Below are 20,425 nucleotides of genomic sequence, written 5' to 3' on the forward strand. Positions count from 1 at the left end.
GCGGACCGCCGCGGGTGGGCGGGGAGTGCGCTCAGCCGAACCATTGCAACCCGCTCTCCCGGACCGCGTCCGCCGCCGCCGGGTAGCCCGCATCCGCATAGCGCATGATGCCGATCCCCGTATCCGCCGTCAGCGCGGCCGAGATCCGGTCGTCCGCGGCGGAGGTCCCGTCCGCGACCAGCGTCACCCCCGCGCTCTGCATGTACCCCGCATAGCCGCCGCCACCGGCGTGAATCGCCACGAGGTCCGCGCCCGAACCTGACGTGAGCAGGGCGTTCAGCAGCGGCCAGTCCGACACCGCGTCCGAGCCGTCCGGCATGTTCTCCGTCTCGCGCAGTGGTTGCGAGACCCCGCCCGCGTCGAGGTGGTCCCGGGTGAACGCGACCGGGCCCTTCAGCTCACCCCGCCGGACCGCGTCGTTCACCAGCAGCGCCATCCGCGTCCGTTCGCCGTGGGCCAGCCAGGAAATGCGCGCGGGCAGCCCGGCTTGCGGGACATGTTCACGCGCGAGCGGGATCCAGCGGGCGACCAGCGGGTTGTCCGGGAAGTTCCGGACCACGAGGTCGTCGATCACGTCGAGGTCGGCCGGATCGCCGGACGCCGCCAGCCAGCGGAACGGGCCGAGGCCCCGGCAGAACAGCGGGCGAATGTAGCGTTCCACGAAAATCGGGATCCGGAAGGCGTCCACGCCGGATTTCGCTGCCTGTGCACGGATGTTGTTGCCGTATTCGAACACGACGGCACCCGCGTCCTGCCACGCCAGCATGCACTCGACATGCGTGGCGATCGACTCCTCGGCCAGCCGGATCAGCTCGTCCGGGTCCTGTTCGCGCAGCGCGGCGACCTCGGCGGCGGTGAGTTTCGCCGGGACGTACCCGTATTTCAGGTCGTGCGCGGACGTCTGGTCGGTCACCACATCCGGCACGACCCCCCGGTCACGCAAGAGAGGCAGGATCGTTGCGGCATTGCCGAGCAGACCGATGGAATCCGCCTTGCGCGCCGCAACGCTCTCCCGCGCCCAGGAGATCGCCTCGTCGACCGACGACGTCGACCGCATCAGGTACCCGCTGTCGAGCCGCCGCTTGATCCGGTCCGGATCGACCTCCACGCACAACGCCACGCCGCCCGCCAGCACGGTGGCCAGGGGCTGCGCACCGCCCATCCCGCCCAGCCCGGCCGTGACGACGAGCCGTCCGGCGAGGTCACCGCCGAAGTGCTCGTCGGCCACCGCGACCAGCGTCTGGTAGGTGCCCTGGAGAATGCCCTGCGACCCGATGTACTGCCAGTCGCCCGCGGTGTAGCCGCCCCACATGATGAGACCGCGCTGCTCCAGCTCGTAGAAGTGCGAGCTGGTGGCCCACCGGCCGATGAGGTTGCTGGTGGCCATCAGCACGAGTGGCGCGGCCGGTCCGGTCGGGAACACGCCGATCGGTTTGCCGGACTGGATCACGAGCGTCTCGTTCTCGTCCAGTTCGGACAGTGCCCGTACGGTGGCGGCCAGCGCGTCGTGGTCGCGGGCGGCTTTGGCCAGTCCCGCGTAGACGATCAGCTCGTCCGGCCGCTCGGCGTGTTCCAGGGTGTTCTCCAGCATGCGCAGCAACGTTTCCTGGCGCCAGCCCCGGCACCGCAACCCGTTCGCCATGCCCTGCCCTTCTCTCGAAATCGGCGGAATGTCAGCTCAGCAGCCGATACCGGCCGGTGGTGGTCTCCATCGGGGCCAGCGCGGTCAGGTCCACTTCGAGCACGAACGGCCCGCTGCTGTCGACCGACCGCGCAAAGGCCTTTTCGAACCCGGCGGCATCGGTGACCCGCTCGCCGGAAATCCCCATTGCCGCAGCCAGTGCGACAAAGTCCGGAGTGGACAGATCGACGTCGTTGCGTGCACCGTCGAAGGTCGCCCGCTGTACGTTCCGCAGCACGCCGTACCCGCGGTCGTTGAACACGCACACCGTCACCGGCAAGCCGAACTGGGCCAATGTGGACAGTTCCCCGATGGACAGCATGATGCCGCCGTCGCCGTGGAGCACGACACAACGCTCCCCCAGCCCCACCGCGGCCCCCAGCGCCAACGGCAAACCGGGACCAATGGCCGCCGACGCCGGGTTCAGCGACGTCCGCGGCTCCACAATGGACAGCAACCGGTCACCCCACGCATAAGCCGGTACCGTCGAATCCCGCACCACTGCACCGGCGCGCGGCAGCAGCCGGCGGATGATCTCGGCCAGCGCCCGGTGATCCGGCCCCAGCCGACCCAGCATGGTCGCGCGCGCTTCGTCCGCCGCTTTCCGGGCGGACGGCAGCCACGACGGATCCACCGAACCAGCCGAAACTGCTGCATCCAGTAGAGACAGCGTCTCCCCCGCATCCCCGGCCAACGTCACCGCAGGTGGATATGACCGGCCGAACACCGCCGGATTCGCGTCGGCGTGAATGAGCCGAGACGGCAGCCGCAACTGCCAGTGATCGGTGCTGTACTGCTGGAACCGGGTCCCGACAGCGAGTACGACATCAGCCTGCTCCACGATCTCCCGCAACGGCGGCACCGCGGGAAATGCCCCGAGGCACAGCGGATCGTCCTCGGCCAGCGCACCCCGCCCCTGCACGGTCGTGACCACCGGAATCCCCAGCCGCCGCACGAAATCCCGTAACTGCGGCCAAGCGCCCGCGCTCAGCACTCCGCCGCCCGACCACACCAGCGGACGCCGGGCCGACGCCAGCAGTTCAGCCGCCGAAACGATTCGCCCCGCGTCCGGCACCGCCCGCACGATCGGCGCGACCTCCGGCACCGGAGCGGTGACCGTCGCGTACTGCAGGTCGATCGGGATCTCCACCGCCGTCGGCCGCGGGTACCCGACGCCGGTCGCGCGGCCCGCGTCGATCACCGACGAGGCGATGTCCTCCGCCCGCCGGACCGACCACGTGTCGCGGGTGACCGTCCGCAGCATCGGCACCTGCTGTTCGGCCTCGTGCAGAAACGCCTTACCCTGCCCGTAAAACCGGGTCTCGACCTGGCCAGTCAGCAGCAACACCCGCGACCCGGCGAAGTTCGCTTCGAACAGACCGCCCATCGCATTGGCCGTGCCCGGGCCGGTGGACGCGAGCGCGACGCCGAGCCGTCCGGTGGTCCGGTAGTACCCGTCGGCGGCATGCACCGCGGACTGCTCGTGCCGCACGTTGACCACCTGGATCCCGCCCCGGCGCCGGATCGCGTCGAGAACGGGCAGGTTGTGCACACTCGCCACGGCGAACAGATGCGAGACGCCGAGCGCGCCCAAGGCCTCGTAGACGGCGTCCCCACCGGTCCGCGCGCTCACATCGGCCGCCGCTGGATCGACTTGACCTCGGTGAACTCCATGATCCCGTGTACCCCCAGCTCCCGGCCGTGGCCCGATTGCTTCATCCCGCCGAACGGTGCCAGCCCGTTGAACGGCGCCCCGTTGACCGCGATGCTGCCCGCGTCGATCCGGTCGGCTACGCGCATCGCGGGCTCGTCGCCGTCCGCCCACACCGCAGCGGTCAGGCCGTACTCCGTGCCGTTGGCGATGGAAACGGCGTGCTCCTCGTCGGTGTACGGAATCACCGACAACACCGGCCCGAACACCTCCTGCTGCGCCACCGCAATCCGCGGGTCGTTGACCGCAAAGGCCGTCGGCGGCACGAAGAAACCATTCTTCGGCAGGGTGTCCGGTGGATACGCCCAGATCACCCGTGCCCCGTCCACCGGCGCGCGTTCAAGGTGCTCGTTGACCCGGTGCCGCTGCGCCGAACTGGCCAGCGGGCCGACGTCGGCGTCCGGGTCACTGGCGGGGCCGACGACGTACGCCGCCATCGTCTCGGCCACCAGCCGTTCGGCCTCGGCCAGATCCTGGAACGGCACCAGCAGCCGGGCCAGCGCGGTACACGCCTGCCCGCTGTTGATCATCACCGTCCGCACCGACCCGGCGACCGCCGCTTCAAGGTCACCGCCGGGCAGCACCACCGACGCCGATTTCCCGCCCAGCTCCAGCGATACCCGCTTCACCGCGGCAGCCGCGACCTCCGACACCCGGCGGCCCGCACGCGTCGACCCGGTCAGCGAAATCATCGTCGTACCCGGATGCCGGACGACATGCTCGCCGACCGTCAACCCGTTGCCCTGCACCAGGTTGAACACTCCCGGCGGCGCACCGGCCTCGTCGACCACCTCGGCCAGCACGTAAGCGTCGAGCGGGGTGATCTCGCTCGGCTTGAGCACCACCGGACACCCGGCCGCCAGCGCCGGGGAAATTTTCGCCGCGGTCTGCAGGAGCGGGAAGTTCCACGGCGTGATCGCCGCGACCACTCCCACCGGCTCCCGGCGTACCACCGAATGTCCGAGAATGCCGCTGAACTCCACGTCCGCGAGCGCACGGGCGCTGTTGCGGAAGGTCCGCACCGCGGTCTGCACCTGGTAGCTCGCACAATGCTTACGGGGCATGCCCATTTCGCGCGAGATCGTGTCCGCGAGCAGCTCTTCGCGCTGCTCCAGCCCGTCGGCAATCCGCTCCAGCAGCGCCGCCCGCTCGGCGACCGGCATCGCGCGCAGCACCGGCCGCGCCCGCTGCGCTGCCGAAACCGCCGCGTCGACGTCGTCGGCGCCGCATTCCCGCACGGTCGCAATGCAGTGCCCGGTACTCGGGTCGAGCACGGCGATGACGTCCTCGCCCGTGCTCTCGACCCACTTCCCGTCGAGATAGGTATCCGCGCGGTGGTCCATGGCGCTCCGCTCAAGCCGTACCGGGGTGATCGGTGGCCAAGCGTAAAGTCGAATCGCCGCCGCCGGTCCCGGCCGGCGGCCCAAAGAATTCCGCCGCGCCTTATGGCCCGCACACAGCAGGGCTCAGGCGAACAGCCGCGCCCGCAGGTCGGTGACGCCGTCGTCCTGGTCCTTGCGCATCTGCACCGCGTCGAGCGCCATCAGTGCCACGCTGAGGTCGCCGATGTCGACGGTGCGGCGCATGTCCCGTCCGGTGAGCATGGCGATCTGCCGCAGCCGGTACGCGACCGTGTTCGGGTGCACCACGAGCTCCTCCGCGGTACGCTGCAACGCCATGTCGCACTGGATGTACACGCGCAGCGTCTCGAGCAGGTGGGGTTTTTCCACCAGCGGCCCGATCCGGGTGTCGATGATCCGCCGCGACACCCACCGGTTGTGCGCCAGCAGCACCTCGAGGATCACCTCGGTGCACTGGGTGACCCGGCCGCGCTGGCCGCGGTAGATGCCGATTTCCAGCGCGGACAGCGCCTGGCGGCAGCTGTGCCCGGCCGCGGCGAGCGAATCACCCGGCTCGCCTGCCGACATGAACAGCGACCGCCCCGGCTCCTCCCCGAGCATCTTGCCGAAGAGCTCGACCAGGCCCGGTCCCTCGCGGTTGATCGGCACGAGCGCGAGCAGCACGCCCGGCCGGTCGCGGATCAGCGCCTCGCGCTGCGGATCGTGCCGCCACAGCACCTCCAGCACCCGCCGCCGCGCCCGCGCCCACTGCTGCAGGCCGACCGGCGGTTCGTGGTACGCGGCGAACGCACGAAAGGGCTGGTGCGGGTTGATGTTGAGCACGCGCGCGTGGTTGTTCACCGTGCTCGCGTCCACCGGCGCACCCGCGACCAGGCAGCCGAGCAGATCGGTGCCCACGCGGGAATGCCAGCTCGACAGCTCCTCGTACGTGCTGCTGAACGACTCCAGCTCGTGCGCGCACAGCTCGTCGAACAGCTCGCCGAGCCGGGCCAGAACCGACCGCGCCTCGGCCATCCCGAGCCCGGCCTCGGCCAGCACGTGGTCGGTGATCACGCGTTCCAGCGAGCGCAGCCATTCGACGGCCTCGGCCACCGGTTTGCCCTGCAGCGCGATCCGGGCGCCGCGCACCGACGGGAAATCCGCCGCGGACTCCTCGCCGCCGAGCGCGTCGACGCACAGCTGCACGATCCGCTGCGCGACCTCGAAGATCTCGACCGGGGCCTGCCGATCGCCCGTGGTCGAGTCCGGTCCGGACACGTGCCGGCGCACGAACTCGTTGGCGATCGGCGTGGACGCGCTGCGCAGATTCGCGGCCACCGCGGGGAAGAGGTCCTGTTTCAGCACGAGATCCTCCAGCCCCCGGGATGTCCGTCGATCCTGCCCATTCCGGACGCGGCCGTCAAGGGTGTTGCGCTTGTCAACATGCCGGAATTCGCCGCGCGGGACGGGGATTTCCGGCCCCCGGCCTGCGGACTGTGCGGCGGACACAGCACCGGCAGAACACCTTTGTGGCAGTACCCCCATGACATCCGGGCGCGGTGATCGTTGACTGTGGCCACAACCGCGGAGCGATCCGCCAGCCCAACGGAGGGACGGTGAGTCCTGGTGACGTCTGCAGTGTCGCCGACGGTGCCGACGGCCCGCACGCGGTGGCGGCCGTCGTTCACGACTGTCGCGCTGGGACTGCCGGTGCTCTTCATGCTCCTGGTGTACACCTACCCGGTGGGCTCGATGCTGGTCCGCGCGTTCACCGAACCGGAGGCGGGGTTCGGCAACTTCTCCCGGGCCGCCGCCGATCCGGCGATCTGGCACGCACTGTGGGTGACCGTGCGGATGTCGGTCGAGGTCGCCGTGCTGACCGTGGTGCTGGGCTTCCCGGTGGCGTACTTCCTCTCCGGCGCGACCCCGCGGCTGACCCGGATCCTGTTGCTGCTCGTCGTGATCCCGTTCTGGACCAGCGTACTCGTCCGGTCGTTCGCGTGGATGGTGCTGCTGGGTGACAACGGCGTGGTGACCAGGTTGCTCGCGCCGTTCACCGGCAGCAGCCAAGGCCTGCTGTACAGCGAAAGCGCGGTGGTTATCGCGCTGACGCACATCCTCCTGCCGTTCCCGATCCTGATCATCAAGGCCACGCTCGACCAGATCGACGGCTCGCTCGTGCGGGCCGCGCGCAGTCTCGGCGCGGGGCCGGTGCGCGCGTTCACCAAGGTGTACCTGCCGCTCGCGGTTCCGGCCGCGGTCAGCAGCGGGATGCTCGTGTTCGTGATCGGCCTCGGCTTCTACGTCACGCCCGCGCTGGTCGGCGGCCCCAAAGAAAGCACGATCGCGGTGGTGATCGCGCAGAACGTGCAGGTCACCTTCGATTGGGGAATGGCGGCCGCGCTCGCCGCGCTGCTGCTGGTCGTCGCCGTGGTGCTCACGCTCGTGGTCCAGCGGCTGACGAAGGTGAAGGGACTGGTGACCCTGTGAGCACCACGATGACCACCGAGCCGGAAACCGCCACCACTCCGCCGAAAACCGCCGCGCCGCCGCGCCGGAACCGAATGCCCGCAACGCCGCTGGAACGGGTCCTGCGCTGGGGCTTGCGCATTGTCGTGGCGCTGGTGCTCGGATTTCTGATCGTGCCGATCCTCATCGTGGTGGTGGAATCCTTCAACAGCGTCGATTACCTGTCTTTCCCGCTGGAAGGCTGGTCGCTGCGGCATTACGAGCAATTCTTCTCGAACGTCGACTGGGTGTCCGCGACCACGCAAAGCGCGAAGATCGCCGGTCTCGCCGCACTCATCGCGACGGTCACCGGCACGCTCGCCGCATGGGGGCTGGGCCGGAGCCGGGCGCGCGGCAAGGCACTGGCGTTCGCGTTGCTGTACTCGCCGATCGTCGTGCCGATCATCGTGCTGGCGATGAGCTACTACTTCGTGTTCGCCAAGCTCCATGTGATCGGCGAATGGGTGCTCATTTCCGTGGCGTATTCGGTGATGGGTGTGCCATATGTGCTCGTGGCAGTGTCGAATGCATTGCAGCAGTTCGATCCGGAACTGGAAAACGCGGCCCGGACCCTCGGCGCGAGTATGACGCGGACATTGCGCTGGATCACCTTGCCGCAGCTGACGTCCGCGATTTCCGCGGGTGCGCTGTTCGCCTTCGTGGTGGCTTTCGACGAAGCGGTGATCATTCTTTTCGTCTCCGGCAGCGGGTCGATCACGCTCGCCCGGAAGCTGTGGGACAGCGTCCGCTACGACATCAGCCCGACCGTCGCGGTGGCCGGGACCGTGCTGATCGTCGTGTGCACCGGGCTTTTCCTGGTGGCAGAACTGATCAAGGCCCTGAAGGAGCGACGGGAGCGCCGGGCATGACCGATTTGGTGGTCTTCGACGACATCCACAAGTCCTACGGGGACTTCTCCGCGGTCCGCGACCTGGACCTCGGGATCGCCGAGGGCGAGTTCGTGACCCTGCTCGGCCCGAGCGGGTCGGGCAAGACGACGACGCTGCGGATGCTGGCCGGGCTGGAAGCGGCCACCGCCGGTGAGATCCGGCTGGCCGGGCGCGTCGTCACGCACGAGGTACCGGAGAAACGCAACATCGGCCTGGTGTTCCAGAATTACGCGCTGTTCCCGCACATGACAGTGGCACAGAACGTCGCCTTCCCGCTCAAGATGCGCAAGCGGCGCCGCGACGACATCGCGCAGCAGGTGGATCGCGTACTGACCATGACGCAGCTTTCGCAGTACCGCGACCGGTTTCCGCGGCAGCTGTCCGGCGGGCAGCAGCAGCGGGTCGCGCTGGCGAGAGCATTCGTGTTCGACCCCAGTGTGCTGCTGATGGACGAACCGCTCGGCGCGCTGGACCGCAACCTGCGTGACCACATGCGACTCGAGCTGAAGTCGTTGCAGCAGCGGATCGGCGCCACCGTCATGTACGTGACGCACGACCAGGACGAGGCACTTGCGCTGTCCGACCGGATTGCCGTGATGCACCAAGGCGTTCTGCAGCAGACTGCGTCCCCAGGCGAGATCTACGAACGACCGGCCAACTCGTTCGTCGCGAAGTTCCTCGGCCAGTCGGTGTGCCTGCCTGCCAAGCGGACCGGTACTGGGCGGCAGACCGTGCTGGAGGTCGAGGGCGTCACCGGTCCGGTGCTGGTGGCGAAGGAGAACGACAGCTGCACCGAGCCCGACGGCGAGTTCATGATCCGCCCGGAGCGGTTCCGGCTCGCCGACGCCCAGCCGGAGGCGGCCGACGTGAACGCGGTCGGCTGCACGGTGGAGACGACGGTGTACCTCGGCTCCCAAGTGGAGGTTCACCTGCGGGCCGAGGCCGGTGCCCAGTTCCAGGTTTCGGTACCCGCGGCGGCCGCGCACGGGCTCGGTCCGGGCAGCTCGCAATGGCTCACCTGGACGCCGGAAGACGGCCGGTTCCTGCTCAAGGTCCTCTGATCGGAGACAGTGTTCATGGAGATTTCCGGGCTGGACAGCCTGACCTGGCGGATGGACGGCGCGGTCGGCGTGCTCACGCTGAACAAGCCGGACCGGCTCAACGCCATCGCCAGCCGCGACATCGACGAGCTCGACCGCGTCGTGATGCTGGCCGGTCGCGACCCGGCGGTCCGCGCGATCGTGCTCACCGGCGCCGGACGCGGGTTCTGCGCGGGCGCCGACGTCAAGGAGTGGGCCAGCGGCTCGGACGCGGACCAGGAATCGTGGCCGGCCAAAATGCACCGCACCATCGCCCGGCTGTACTGGCTGCCGAAACCGGTGATCGCGGCGGTGAACGGCGTCGCGGTGGGCGCCGGGATGGACCTCACACTCACCGCCGACCTGCGGTTCGCCTCCACTGCCGCCCGGTTCGGCGAGGTGTACACCCAGCGCGGCATCTGCCCGGATGCCGGTGGGTCATACCTGCTCCCCCGGCTCGTCGGCGAGGCGCGGGCCGCGGAACTGATCTACACCGGACGGATCTTCGACGCGGCTGAAGCGCTGCGCATCGGTCTGGTCAGCGAGGTCACCGAGCCGGAAGCACTACTGGACCGGGCAATGGAACAGGCGCGGATTTTCGCGGCCGGGCCGACTGTCGCGATTGGACAGGCGAAGCAGAACATCCGCCGCGGGTACACGGTCGGGATCGAAGAGGCCTTGCGCAACGAGCAGCGAGGTGCGCTGTTCTGCGTGCCGACCGAGGACAAGGCCGAGGGCCTCAAGGCCGCGCTGGAGCACCGTGCGCCGGTTTTCGTGGGGCGATGATGACCGGACACCCTCTCGACCGGCTGTTCCGGCCGGCCAGCATCGCCGTGGTCGGCGCCTCCCCCAAGGGCGGCTACGGTCTGCGGACGCTGCGCAATACGCGAAGTCTCGGCTTCGCGGGGCGGTTGTACGCCGTCCATCCGCGACACTCCGAAGTGGACGGAGTGGCGGCGTACCCGGCATTGCGCGACCTGCCGGAAGTGCCGGACGCCGTTGCCCTGGCAGTCCCGGCACCGTCCATTCCGGACCTTGTCGACGAGGCCACGGAACTCGGTGTGGGCGCGATGGTGGCGTACGCCGCCGGGTTCGCCGAGCGCGACGCGGCGGGCCGGGCGTTGCAGGAACGGCTCAAGACCGGGATACCAGTGGTGGGGCCTAACTGCCTCGGGGTCGCAAGCTATCGGGGGCGGGCGGCGTTGTGGGGCATTGAAATGCCTTATGGCCACGCCGAAACCGAAGGCGTGGTAGCTCTCGCGGCGCAGAGCGGGAACATGGCGCTGACCACGATGCTGTCCGGGCGGCTGCCGTCGGTCGCTTATGGAGTGTCGGCGGGGAACCAGGCAGTGGTCGATGTCGCGGATTGCCTGGAGTACTACCTGACCGACCCGGCGGTCCGCGTGGTCGCGCTCGTCATCGAAGGGTTACGCGATCTGCCGCGGTTCCGGGAACTGGCGTTGCGGGCGGCTGAGCAGGACGTGGCGATCGTCGTGCTCAAGGTCGGCCGTTCGGCGCGCGGTGAAGCGGCGACGCTCGCGCACACCGGAACCCTCGCCGGTCGCGATAGTGCGTACACGGCACTGTTCAGGCAGACCGGGGTGTACCGAGTGGACGATCTCGACGAGATGATTGCGTTGTGCCGCTTGCTGGCTGCACCGCGTCGTCCGCGGGGCCGGTCGCTGGGGCTGTTCGCCAGCTCGGGTGGGGAATGCGGGCTGCTGTCCGACCTGGCCGAGGACATCGGGGTCCCGCTGGCGGAATTGGACGAGCCGACGGCGCAGGCGATGGCCGAAGTGGTCCCGGATCATGCTGCAGTCGCCAATCCGCTCGACCTCACCGCAGGTGCCTGGGGTCAGCTCGACGTGTACGCCAAGGCCACCCGTGCGTTCGGGGAATCACCCGACGTGGACGTGGTCGCGTTCGTCGGCGACGCTCCGACGTACTCGGAACCCTTGGCCGGTAACGGATGGCCGGAAATGGTCGGCGGCGCGGGCAAAGCCGCGGCCCAGCTCGACGTCCCGGTCGCGCTCATCACCACGACCACCGACATCGTCCGTGACCTCGATGAACTGGCCGAGGAGCACGGGGTGGTGCTGCTGGCCGGAGTACGTCCGGCGTTGCGGGCCATTGCGCTGGCCGGAACCCCTCGTCCGCGATCCAGCGCTCCCGCGGCGGAATCCGGGTTACGCGAACAAGCGCTGGGTCTGCTCAAAGAGCCGGTGCTGACCGAGACCAACGGCAAAGATCTCCTTGCCCTATACGGACTTCCGACCCCTTCCGGCCGATCGGTCGGCGACCTCGAAGCGGCGGTGACGGCAGCCGAGGAGATCGGCTACCCTGTCGTCGCGAAACTGGAAGCGCCTGGTCTTACGCACAAGTCCGACATCGGCGGCGTCATCACCGGCCTGGCCGATCAAGCCGCCGTCCGCACGGCCTTCGCCGCCCTGATCGACCGAGGTCAGGCGCTCGGTACCCCGCTGCGCGTGCGGATCGAGCAGATGGCGAGTCCGGGAGTCGAGCTGATCGTCGGCGGCCGGAACGACCCGGCGGGCTCGCTGGTCGTCATCGGCGCCGGTGGAGTGCTCACCGAATTGCTGGCCGATGCCACGGAACTGTTGTGGCCCTTTGGTTCCGACGAGGTCATCGCCGCGTTGGACACGCTCCGGATCAACCGGCTCCTGCGCGGGTACCGCGGCGCTCCCCCGGCCGACGTCGCCGCGATTGCCGACGCGGTCGTCCGGATCGGACAGCTGCTGCACGAACTGCCCGAGGTGACCGAACTCGACGTCAATCCGCTGCTTTGCACCGAAAACGGCTGCCTCGCGTTGGACGCACTGGTCGCCGTGGACCCGGCCGGGAAAGGACAGCACGACTGATGGATTTCACCATTCCCGAGGAACTGCGCGATTTCCGCGCGGCGGTCCGGCTGTTCGTCGACAAAGAGCTCATTCCGCACGAGGACTACGTGGAAGAGCACGACGGGCTGCCCGAGGACGTCGAACGCGAGATCCGCCGCAAAGCCGTGGCGCTCGGGCTGAACGGGCTCGGCATGCCCGAGGACGTCGGCGGCGCCGGGCTCGACGTGCTCGGCCAGGTGCTGGTCACCGAGGAGCTGTTCCGTGCGCTCGGCGGCGTCGCGGAGGCGGTCCCGGCCACCCCGCGGATCCTCCTCGAATGCGTCGGTGACCAGCGCGAAAGGTACCTGCTGCCGTCCGTGCGCGGCGATCGGCAGTGGTGTTTCGCCCTCACCGAACCGGACACCGGCTCCGATGCGGCGGGGATCAAGACCCGCGCGGTGCAGCGCGCCGGGCAGTGGGTGATCACCGGCCGCAAGCGGTTCATCAGCCACGGCGACTCCGCCGATTTCGCCATCGTGTTCGCGGTGACCCACCCGGACCGGGAACACGACCGGATCACCGCATTCCTCGTCGACAAGGGCACCCCCGGATTCGGCGTCGGGCAGATCCACAAAACCATGGGCCACCGCGGGTACCGGCAAGCGGAATTGCTTTTCGACGAATGTGCGGTCCCGGCCGAGAATGTGCTCGGCGAACCCGGGCGCGGCTTTTCCCTCGCGCACGGCGGGCTCAGCGCCGGCCGCGTGATGACCGCGGCGCGGTGCCTCGGCCCGATGGCCCGGCTCATCGACGAGGGCGTCGAATGGGCCAAGCAACGGGTGCAGTTCGGTCGCCCGATCGCGGACTACCAGGCAATCCAGTTCATGCTCGCGGACTGCGCGACCGACCTGCACGGCGCGCGGCTGATGACCTACCACGCGGCGTGGGCGGCCGACCAGGGCGAACCGGCGAAGATCGTGAGCGCGAAAGCGTCCGCGGCCAAGCTGTTCGCGAGCGAGGCACTCGGCCGGGTGGCCGACCGCGTACTGCAGATCTTCGGGGGAACCGGGTACATGAACGAAACCTATGTGGAACGTGCCTACCGCAACGCGCGGATCGAGCGGATCTGGGAGGGGACCTCGGAGATCCAGCGCGTGATCATCGCGAGCAACCTGCTCAAGCGTGGAATGTTCTCGTAGGGGACGGACCCCTGCGAGAGCCGGACAAGAAGGACGGTTCATCATGAGCACAGACGGATTCCCCTCCGGTCCGCTGTCCCGGCGCAGCGTGCTCAAGCGCGGCGCGCTGCTGGCCGGCGGGATCGCCGCGCTCGGCGGCAGCGGCCTGCTGGCCGCGTGCGGCAGCGGGAGCAGCGGCGGGTCCGGCGGCGGCAGCAAACGCGTCGTCGTCGCGGACTGGGGCGGTGCGCTGCAGGACGCCGAGAAGAAGTACATCTACGACCCGTTCAGCAAGGAGACCGGGATCGAGGTCGTCCTTTCCGGACCGCCGACCACCGCGAAGATCAAAGCCATGGTGGACACCGGAAACGTCGAATGGGACCTGATCGCCGGCGGACCGTCCACCGTGCTCCCGGTGGGCCGCGACTACTTCGAGGACCTGCCTGACAAACTCCGCACGATCCCCGGCATCGATCCGGCCTATGTGGACCCGAAGTGGCTCACCTACTACCTGTTCTCGGTGGTGCTCGGCTGGAACTCGAAGGCGATCGGCGGCGCGAAGCTGACCGGCTGGCAGGACATGTGGGACGTCGCGAAGTTCCCCGGCAAGCGCACGATGCGCGGTGCCGACCAGGGCGTGCCGCCGGACCTCGAGTTCGCGCTTCTCAGTGCCGGGGTGCCGAAGGACAAGCTGTACCCGATCGACCTCGACAAGGCGTTCTCGCAGCTGCAATTGCTCAAGCCGAACGTGCCGCAGTGGTGGACGACCGGGTCGCAGCCGGGTCAGATGCTGGTGAGCGGCCAGGCCGCGGCGGCGAGCATCTTCTCCGGCCGGGTCGACGCGCTGCGCAAGCAGGGTGCGCCGCTGGACTTCACCTGGAACGGCGGCATGCTGCAGCTGGCGTCGTGGTCGGTGCCACGGGGAGCGCCGAACAAGGAGAACGCGTTCAAGCTGGCGGAGTTCTCCGTGCGGCCGGACATCCAGGCCGCGGTGTGGAGCAACTACAACAACGGCCCGGCCAACACCAAGGCGCTCGACCTGATGGACAAGGAACTCGCGAAGTCCATGCCGTCGTACCCGGCGAATGCCGAGGTGCAGTTCCTGAACGGCGCCTCCTGGTGGGGCCAGAACCGCGAGGCCGTACTGAAGCGGTTCCAGCAGTTCGCCGCGACCTGAGCCGAGGAGACTTCATGGAATCACTGCAGGGCCGCGCTTATCTCGTGACCGGCGGCGGGACCGGGATCGGCGCGGCCACCGCGCTGCGGCTGGCGGAGCAAGGCGCGTCGGTCGCCGTGCTGGGCCGCCGCCCGGAACCGCTGGCGAAAGTCGTGGCGGCCATCGAGGAGCTCGGTGGCACGGCGCTGGCGTGCCCGGCCGACGTACGGGACCCGGTCGCGGTCGAGTCGTGCGTCGACGCCGTGGTCGAGCGCTTCGGCCGGATCGACGGGCTGGTCAGCAACGCGGCCGGGAACTTCGTCACCCCGGCGGAACGGTTGTCCCCCAACGGCTGGCGGGCGGTCGTCGACATCGTCCTCAATGGATCGTGGAACTGTACGTCGGCGGTCGCGCGGCGGCTGATCGAGGCGGAACGTCCGGGCGCGATCGTGAGTGTGGTGGCGACGTACGCGTGGACGGGTCATCCGGGCACTGTCCACAGTGCAGCGGCGAAGGCCGGGGTGGTCGCGATGTCGAAAACCCTGGCTGCGGAATGGGCTCGGTACGGTATCCGGCTGAACTGCATTGCCCCCGGGCCCACGTCCACCGACGGCGCGGGCGCGGCGTTGTGGGCGTCCGACTCGGACAAGGCGCGGGTGCTGGCTTCGGTGCCGTCCGGCCGGTTCGCCACGCCGGACGAGGTCGGCGACCTGGCTGCGTTCCTGCTCAGCGACCGCGCGGCCTACGTGACCGGCACTGTCCTCACTGCCGATGGCGGGCAGTCTCTCGGACAGCAGATCTACGGGCCGCCGATCACCGCGTGAACGCCCGGGTGCCGCGACGGAGTACAGAGTGGACAGTCGCGACACCCGGGCGGTACGCCAGGTACACCGGCGACGGGGCGTCGAGTACGACGGCATCGGCGTAGGCGCCGGGTGACAGGCGGCCGATGTCGTCGCGGCGCAGGGCCTGCGCGCCGCCTTGGGTAGCTGACCACAACGCTTCCTCGGGCGTCATTCCCATTTCCCGCACGGCCAGCGCAATGCAGAACGGCATGCTGGTCGTGTACGCCGAGCCCGGGTTGCAGTCGGTGGCCAGTGCGACGGTTACGCCTGCGCCGAGCATCCTCCGGGCGTCCGGATACGGCGAGCGGGTGCTGAACTCGGCCGCAGGGAGCAGGGTTGCCACGGTTCGGCTTCCGGCGAGCGCGTCGAGGTCGCGATCGGTCAGGTACGTGCAGTGGTCGGCGCTTGCGGCGTCGAACTCGACGGCCAGCGCTACGCCTTCGTCGTGATGGAATTGGTTGGCGTGGACTCGTAAGCCCAAACCGGCCGAGCGGGCGGCTTCGAGGACTGCCTGGGTTCGGTCGGCGTCGAATCCGCTTGCCTCGCACGATACGTCGGCCCACTTGGCGTGCGGTGCGCAGGCTTCCAGCATGGGACCGGTCACGAGCGCGACGTACTCGTCCGGCCGGTCCTGGTATTCGGGCGGGATCACGTGTGCGCCGAGGAAAGTGACCTCGTCGGTCACGCTCCCGGCGGCTTTCAGCGACCGGACCTCGTCCGCGACGGTCAGGCCGTAGCCGCTCTTGACTTCCAGCGTGGTGGTGCCGGACGCCAAGGCTTCTTGAGACAGCCTCGCCGCGGTGGTCAGGAGCGCGTCGTCGGCAGCGGCGCGGGTGGTGCGGATGGTCGTCGCGATTCCGCCGGTGGTGTAGCGAGCGCCGCTCATCCGGGCGGCGAATTCCTCCGCCCGGTCGCCCGCGAACACGACGTGGCTGTGACTGTCCACAAAGCCCGGAACCACACAGCGACCGTCCACATCGGACTGCAGATCGGCGTCCGGCGCGGCCGACTGCGGGCCCACCCACGCAACCCGATCGTCCTCGACGACCATGGCCGCGGCCGGGATTGCGCCGTACGCCGGATCCTGGGTGACCAGCAGTCCGATCCCGGTGATGAGCGTCGCGGTCACGGGAATCCGGGCTTGCCGGGGTCGATCTCCACGCCGATCGAGTTGAGCGTGACGCTGACCGTCCAATAACGACCGACCACCGCCAGCAGGTCGAGGATCTGGTCGTCCGCATAGGTTTCGGCCAGCTGCGCCCAGGTCGACGGGCTGATCCGGGCCGACTCGTGCAGTTCGTCCACGGCCCGCAGCAGGGTTGCTTCGAAGTCTGTCCATCCGGGAGCGTCCGGGCCTTCGGTGACCCGTGCGACGTCCTCTTCGGACAGTCCGGCGTCCTGGCCGTAGACGGTGTGCATGCCGAACTCGTAGGCCGACTGGCACCGCCAGCCGATCCGCAAGATCGCCAGCTCGCGATGCCGCGCAGGCAGCGTCGAACCGTGGAAGATGTAGTCCTGCAACGCTCGCTGGGCCTTCATCAAGCCCGGATTACGCGCCCAGGTACGGGAAATGTTCGCGGTCCCCCGCCGAGCCCGGTCGCCGAACAATTCGTCTTCGAGGCGGTGGTACTCGCCGACCGGCACCGGCTCGATCCGCGGCCCCATCAGGACGCCGACCGGTCGAGGACGACCGCGTGGAAGCCTCCGCCTGCGGCAAGCTGTACCTGGACCCGCGTGGGAATCGGGAAATGCGGCGCGAGCACCACGGCGTCCCGCTCGGCGGCCAGCTGGGCAATGTACTCGCGGCTGGCCACGGACTGCTCGGGCGCGTAATCGATCACCGGCAGCCAATGATGGTGGTCCAGATGCACCGGATGGTGGGCGAGATCCCCGGCCAGGAGCACGGTCTGCCCGCCCGCCGAAACCATCACGCACACGTGCCCGGGGGTGTGGCCGGGGGTCGGCAGAATCGTCACTGCATCGGACAGCTTGACCTCGCCGTCGAACGTACTCAGCCGGCCCCGCACCGCCTCGACGCGCGGCCGCACCGCGGCGAGCATCTTCCGGTTGGCCTCGATCTTCTCGACCTCGTCGCCGGTCCAGTAGGCCAGCTCGGCTTCGTGCAGGTACACCGTGGCGTTGGGAAAGGTCGGTGTGTACGCGTCGTCCTTCACCAGCCAGCCGCAATGGTCGGCGTGCAGGTGGGTCTGCACGATCCGGTCGACGTCTTCGGGCGCGATGCCGAGCCCGGCCAGCCGGTCGAGCATCTCCCCGGCGCCGTCGAGCCCCGCGACGTCGTGCGCGCGGTGCCCCCAGCCGGTGTCGACCAGGGTGACGTGCCCGTCGCCGGTGATCACGAACCCGCCGAAGTTCACCGGGAACGGCGTGTCCGGGTCGGCCACCCCCACCACGGGTACCCATTCGGCGGGGTCCGCGCCGGTGAACCAGCTCCGCCGCGGACCGGACAGGGCCCCGTCGCTGAGGTGCGACACGTGCACGTCACCGGCTCGGATGGTGTCGACTGGGATCACTGTCACTCCTCGGAAAGGGGCTGGTATTTCACGCGCCACCGCACGTCGCGCTTGTCCCATGCGGGTGGTCCGGGCGTGAGCGGCGCGGGCGGATCGGTCCGTGCGCCGGTTCCTTCGTACACCGCGCAAAACCGCGGGCAACCCGGGTCGGGATGGCGGAATTCGTGCCACAGCTCGAGCCGGGTGCCACGGTCGTAGCCGAACCCGGAGACGATCTCGGGCAGGTGCGTTTCGCTGTAGTAGGTGTCGAACGCCGTGAGCGCGGCCGCATCTGCGTCCGGCGGCGGGCTCATCCCGATCAGGGACAAGCGGGTCGGCGGCGCGGTGAGCTGCCCGGACACCGCTGTGGTACGCCAGAGCATCCGCCACACCGGTTCCGCGCGCTTCCACGCGGGCGGCCCGGGCGAGTACGTGGGCCGCTCCCGCGCCACGAAATCCCGTGCGGCCTGCTCGTTTTCGACGCCGTACGCCGCCAGCCATCGCGGTACCTGCAGGTCGGGCTCGGTCACCTCGAACCGCGCCGCGGGCCCGAAGCCGCTGTTGAACCGCAGGACCTCGGCGAGATGGACATCGGTGTAATACCGGTCGAAGGCGGCCATCTCTTGAGAGTTCTCGTCCGGGCGGGTGGTCACGCCGACCACGAACACGAACGGAGAACCGAAAACGTCGGTCACGAAGCGAATCAAACACACGCGCCGCGGCACCGTCAATGACGCCGGAAAACACTGTCCACGCGGCACAATGGGCGCCGGAAATCTTTGGGTGCCAGAGCTGTTCAGGTGAGTACGCAGTCCCCGCACTTGGGGCCGTCGCGGTCCGGTGCCGCCCGGTAGAACAGGCAGCAGCTGCGCCGCCGGAACCGGCCGTGCTCGCGCGTCGCCGTACCCGCCAGCTCGGGGAGATCTTCCAGCGCGGCAACGATCCCGGTGAGCCGGTCCGTCCACTCCGGACGCTCGGCGCGGAGCACGGTGACCGCCCCGTTCAGCGCGGACGCGACATTGCCCCACCGGATCGTTCCGGACAGCGAAAACCCGGCCAGCGCGGTGTCGAGCCGGGCCAGCGGGCCGCGGACGACGTGTTCGGCGAAGGTGGCGGCCAGATCGGGTCCGGCGACATGGTTTTCCGTCAGGGACAGCGGAAACGCGCCGCCGAGGGTCGGCTGCCACCAGGCGGTCGAATAGTCCGGCACCACCCCGGCGCCGACCGCCAGCCCCAGCGCGGGCGAGAGCAGCCGCGCGGCAAGGCCGAGGTGCGCAATGGACGCCGCGACCCGCAGTTCGACGAAGTCACCGCCCAGCACAGCCCGGTTCTGCGCAATCCGTTCGCGCAGCACCGGGCCGTCGTCGAGGACTTCCGGCAGCGGACGCCACGGCGCGGGTGGCTCCCCGGCCGCATGGGTGTCGACGGTGAAGAACGGGCCGAGCCCGGCGAGCACGTTCACCCCGCGGCGGCGACCTTCCGGCCACGCTCCAGCACCCGCTCGGCGAGCGGGGCGAACACGAGCGCGATCGTCGTCCACAGGACCGCCTGGGCCAGTACCGAATAGAGCCGGAACTCATACAGCGTATCCGCGGGGAACCCGGGGAACACGACGCGGCCGTCCGGGCCGGTCAGCGGCCCAGGGATCTCCGTGGCGAACGACGGCAGCAGCGCCATCAGGAGCGCGGCCAGCACCACGAACCCGGCCCCGGCGGCGAGCGTCGCGTTCCAGTTGCCCAGCCGCGGCGCGAGCCGCTTGCCTGCCACGACCGCCGCCACGAGGAGGAGCACCGACGCGATGATCATGACCAGGTACGTCCCGGTGCGTGCGCCGATGGTGTCCTCGGCCCCGACCGCGGGCGGGTTGGCCGGGTACTTCAGGAACGGCACGAGGTACACCGACAGGAATCCGCCACCGGCCACCAGCACGGCCAGCACCCGGGCGCGGAGGCGGCCGACACGGCCGAGCAGCACCGTGTAGACGACGGCGAAGAGCAGGCCCATGGCGACCCCGAAGAGCACCATGCCGATCCCGATGCCCAGGTTGCCCTGTACCGCGCGGCTGAAGAGCTCGTGCTCGTGGGATTCGACCGTGATGCCCGCGGCCCGGTCGAGTGCTTCCTGGGCTTCGTGGCGGCCGGACTCGTAGTCGATGGCCGACTGGATCAGGGGTTCGGCGAGGATCCGCGCGAAGGCGAACGCCAGCAGCCCGCCCAGCGCTCCGGCGAGGAGGCCGCGCAGGAGGAGCTTGTTCTGCATGGTCGCGGCTTCAGTGGCAGGGGAAGCCGAGGAAGTGCCGCGCGTCGTGGAGGAACTCGTGCACGTGCGAGTCACTGCCGAAGAGCGAGACCGCGCCCTGGTCGATGCCGACGAAGTAGTACAGCAGCAGCGCGGCGGCGACGGTGAGGCCGAGCAGCAGCGCGGCTTTCGACACGGGAAGAACGACCGGGGTGGACCGGTCGGCCGGGATGGTGGCCATGGCTGGCTCTCCTTCGGGATGACGCGTCCCTTGCGGGTGGACCTGGCGACGGCTCCTCGACCTGACTCGCCCCTCCGGCGGGAAGGACTCACAGTGGCGCGACCGTGCCGGATTCACACCGGCTTCGGGAAGCCGTCGCGCGTGCAGCACGCTACGGCGGCCCCTGCCGGGCGTCAATCACCCGAGGTGGACTTTTGTCCGGTTCATC

The 20,425-nt window shown here is 69.3% G+C and carries 19 protein-coding genes and 1 riboswitch; of the genes, 8 read left to right on the forward strand and 11 right to left on the reverse strand.

What is annotated here, in order from left to right; genetic code table 11:
• Positions 1-31: 31 nt before the first annotated feature.
• The 4 genes from OO71_RS41735 to OO71_RS41750 all read right to left on the reverse strand — a co-directional run bounded on the left by OO71_RS41735 (position 32) and on the right by OO71_RS41750 (position 6,097).
• A complete protein-coding gene (locus tag OO71_RS41735; RefSeq protein ID WP_156096821.1) occupies positions 32-1,642 on the reverse strand; it encodes a urocanate hydratase in 1,611 nt (536 codons plus the stop codon).
• A gap of 31 nt (positions 1,643-1,673) precedes the next feature.
• A complete protein-coding gene (locus OO71_RS41740; protein ID WP_033295611.1) occupies positions 1,674-3,314 on the reverse strand; it encodes a thiamine pyrophosphate-binding protein in 1,641 nt (546 codons plus the stop codon).
• Positions 3,311-4,735: an aldehyde dehydrogenase family protein gene (locus OO71_RS41745; protein ID WP_033295612.1), complete on the reverse strand. Its 1,425-nt coding sequence runs from the start codon at positions 4,733-4,735 to the stop codon at positions 3,311-3,313. The genes OO71_RS41740 and OO71_RS41745 overlap by 4 nt, the downstream gene beginning before the upstream one ends.
• A gap of 123 nt (positions 4,736-4,858) precedes the next feature.
• Positions 4,859-6,097, reverse strand: coding sequence for a PucR family transcriptional regulator (locus OO71_RS41750; RefSeq protein WP_033295613.1), 1,239 nt, complete (start codon positions 6,095-6,097; stop codon positions 4,859-4,861).
• Between the two features lie 261 nt (positions 6,098-6,358).
• On the opposite strand from OO71_RS41750, the gene OO71_RS41755 reads away from it, so the two are divergent.
• From OO71_RS41755 to OO71_RS41790, 8 genes are read left to right on the forward strand one after another with little or no spacing between them, the layout of a single operon-like run.
• Positions 6,359-7,222 carry an ABC transporter permease gene (locus OO71_RS41755; RefSeq protein ID WP_156096822.1) on the forward strand — a complete coding sequence of 288 codons (864 nt, stop codon included), beginning with the start codon at positions 6,359-6,361 and terminating at the stop codon, positions 7,220-7,222.
• The gene (locus OO71_RS41760) at positions 7,219-8,109 is read left to right on the forward strand and encodes an ABC transporter permease (protein ID WP_051792979.1); all 891 of its coding nucleotides are present in this window, start codon (positions 7,219-7,221) and stop codon (positions 8,107-8,109) included. Before OO71_RS41755 ends, OO71_RS41760 begins: the two co-directional genes overlap by 4 nt.
• Positions 8,106-9,191, forward strand: coding sequence for an ABC transporter ATP-binding protein (locus OO71_RS41765; protein ID WP_033295615.1), 1,086 nt, complete (start codon positions 8,106-8,108; stop codon positions 9,189-9,191). The genes OO71_RS41760 and OO71_RS41765 overlap by 4 nt, the downstream gene beginning before the upstream one ends.
• 15 nt (positions 9,192-9,206) lie before the next feature.
• Positions 9,207-9,995 carry an enoyl-CoA hydratase/isomerase family protein gene (locus tag OO71_RS41770; protein WP_033295634.1) on the forward strand — a complete coding sequence of 263 codons (789 nt, stop codon included), beginning with the start codon at positions 9,207-9,209 and terminating at the stop codon, positions 9,993-9,995.
• Positions 9,995-12,088 carry an acetate--CoA ligase family protein gene (locus OO71_RS48025; protein WP_051792982.1) on the forward strand — a complete coding sequence of 698 codons (2,094 nt, stop codon included), beginning with the start codon at positions 9,995-9,997 and terminating at the stop codon, positions 12,086-12,088. The genes OO71_RS41770 and OO71_RS48025 overlap by 1 nt, the downstream gene beginning before the upstream one ends.
• Positions 12,088-13,248 carry an acyl-CoA dehydrogenase family protein gene (locus OO71_RS41780; RefSeq protein WP_033295616.1) on the forward strand — a complete coding sequence of 387 codons (1,161 nt, stop codon included), beginning with the start codon at positions 12,088-12,090 and terminating at the stop codon, positions 13,246-13,248. The genes OO71_RS48025 and OO71_RS41780 overlap by 1 nt, the downstream gene beginning before the upstream one ends.
• A 43-nt stretch (positions 13,249-13,291) precedes the next feature.
• Entirely contained in the window at positions 13,292-14,404 is a 1,113-nt protein-coding gene (locus tag OO71_RS41785; RefSeq protein ID WP_033295617.1) for an ABC transporter substrate-binding protein, read from the forward strand.
• Between the two features lie 14 nt (positions 14,405-14,418).
• Positions 14,419-15,207, forward strand: coding sequence for an SDR family oxidoreductase (locus OO71_RS41790; RefSeq protein ID WP_051792984.1), 789 nt, complete (start codon positions 14,419-14,421; stop codon positions 15,205-15,207).
• On the opposite strand, the gene hutI is transcribed toward OO71_RS41790, so the two are convergent.
• The 7 genes from hutI to OO71_RS41825 all read right to left on the reverse strand — a co-directional run bounded on the left by hutI (position 15,197) and on the right by OO71_RS41825 (position 20,217).
• Positions 15,197-16,357: an imidazolonepropionase gene (gene hutI / locus OO71_RS41795; RefSeq protein ID WP_033295618.1), complete on the reverse strand. Its 1,161-nt coding sequence runs from the start codon at positions 16,355-16,357 to the stop codon at positions 15,197-15,199. The two genes, OO71_RS41790 and hutI, sit on opposite strands and share 11 nt — an antisense overlap.
• Positions 16,354-16,893 (reverse strand): carboxymuconolactone decarboxylase family protein, encoded by a 540-nt coding sequence (locus tag OO71_RS51830; protein WP_033295619.1) that lies wholly within the window; start codon positions 16,891-16,893, stop codon positions 16,354-16,356. Before OO71_RS51830 ends, hutI begins: the two co-directional genes overlap by 4 nt.
• Positions 16,893-17,759: an MBL fold metallo-hydrolase gene (locus OO71_RS51090; RefSeq protein ID WP_051792986.1), complete on the reverse strand. Its 867-nt coding sequence runs from the start codon at positions 17,757-17,759 to the stop codon at positions 16,893-16,895. Before OO71_RS51090 ends, OO71_RS51830 begins: the two co-directional genes overlap by 1 nt.
• A gap of 2 nt (positions 17,760-17,761) precedes the next feature.
• Complete coding sequence (locus OO71_RS51095) at positions 17,762-18,433, reverse strand: hypothetical protein (RefSeq protein WP_162186174.1); 672 nt, start codon at positions 18,431-18,433, stop codon at positions 17,762-17,764.
• 101 nt (positions 18,434-18,534) lie between these two features.
• The gene (locus OO71_RS41815) at positions 18,535-19,200 is read right to left on the reverse strand and encodes a (2Fe-2S)-binding protein (RefSeq protein ID WP_033295621.1); all 666 of its coding nucleotides are present in this window, start codon (positions 19,198-19,200) and stop codon (positions 18,535-18,537) included.
• A complete protein-coding gene (locus tag OO71_RS41820) occupies positions 19,197-19,997 on the reverse strand; it encodes a CbtA family protein (protein ID WP_033295622.1) in 801 nt (266 codons plus the stop codon). The genes OO71_RS41815 and OO71_RS41820 overlap by 4 nt, the downstream gene beginning before the upstream one ends.
• A 10-nt stretch (positions 19,998-20,007) precedes the next feature.
• Positions 20,008-20,217 carry a CbtB domain-containing protein gene (locus OO71_RS41825; protein ID WP_033295623.1) on the reverse strand — a complete coding sequence of 70 codons (210 nt, stop codon included), beginning with the start codon at positions 20,215-20,217 and terminating at the stop codon, positions 20,008-20,010.
• A 45-nt stretch (positions 20,218-20,262) separates the two neighbouring features.
• Positions 20,263-20,356, reverse strand: a riboswitch (adenosylcobalamin (AdoCbl) riboswitch).
• Positions 20,357-20,425: the final 69 nt, after the last annotated feature.

It is taken from the genome of Amycolatopsis jejuensis (assembly GCF_000717335.1).
Classification (GTDB): domain Bacteria; phylum Actinomycetota; class Actinomycetes; order Mycobacteriales; family Pseudonocardiaceae; genus Amycolatopsis; species Amycolatopsis jejuensis.

Excerpts from the sequence above, each read along its gene's own strand:
- OO71_RS41735 (WP_156096821.1), bottom strand. The coding sequence starts at position 1,642 with ATGGCGAACGGGTTGCGGTGCCGGGGCTGGCGCCAGGAAACGTTGCTG.
- OO71_RS41745 (WP_033295612.1), bottom strand. The coding sequence starts at position 4,735 with ATGGACCACCGCGCGGATACCTATCTCGACGGGAAGTGGGTCGAGAGC.
- OO71_RS41765 (WP_033295615.1), top strand. The coding sequence starts at position 8,106 with ATGACCGATTTGGTGGTCTTCGACGACATCCACAAGTCCTACGGGGAC.
- OO71_RS41770 (WP_033295634.1), top strand. The coding sequence starts at position 9,207 with ATGGAGATTTCCGGGCTGGACAGCCTGACCTGGCGGATGGACGGCGCG.
- OO71_RS48025 (WP_051792982.1), top strand. The coding sequence starts at position 9,995 with ATGACCGGACACCCTCTCGACCGGCTGTTCCGGCCGGCCAGCATCGCC.
- OO71_RS41780 (WP_033295616.1), top strand. The coding sequence starts at position 12,088 with ATGGATTTCACCATTCCCGAGGAACTGCGCGATTTCCGCGCGGCGGTC.
- OO71_RS41785 (WP_033295617.1), top strand. The coding sequence starts at position 13,292 with ATGAGCACAGACGGATTCCCCTCCGGTCCGCTGTCCCGGCGCAGCGTG.
- OO71_RS41790 (WP_051792984.1), top strand. The coding sequence starts at position 14,419 with ATGGAATCACTGCAGGGCCGCGCTTATCTCGTGACCGGCGGCGGGACC.
- OO71_RS51830 (WP_033295619.1), bottom strand. The coding sequence starts at position 16,893 with ATGGGGCCGCGGATCGAGCCGGTGCCGGTCGGCGAGTACCACCGCCTC.
- OO71_RS41820 (WP_033295622.1), bottom strand. The coding sequence starts at position 19,997 with ATGCAGAACAAGCTCCTCCTGCGCGGCCTCCTCGCCGGAGCGCTGGGC.
- OO71_RS41825 (WP_033295623.1), bottom strand. The coding sequence starts at position 20,217 with ATGGCCACCATCCCGGCCGACCGGTCCACCCCGGTCGTTCTTCCCGTG.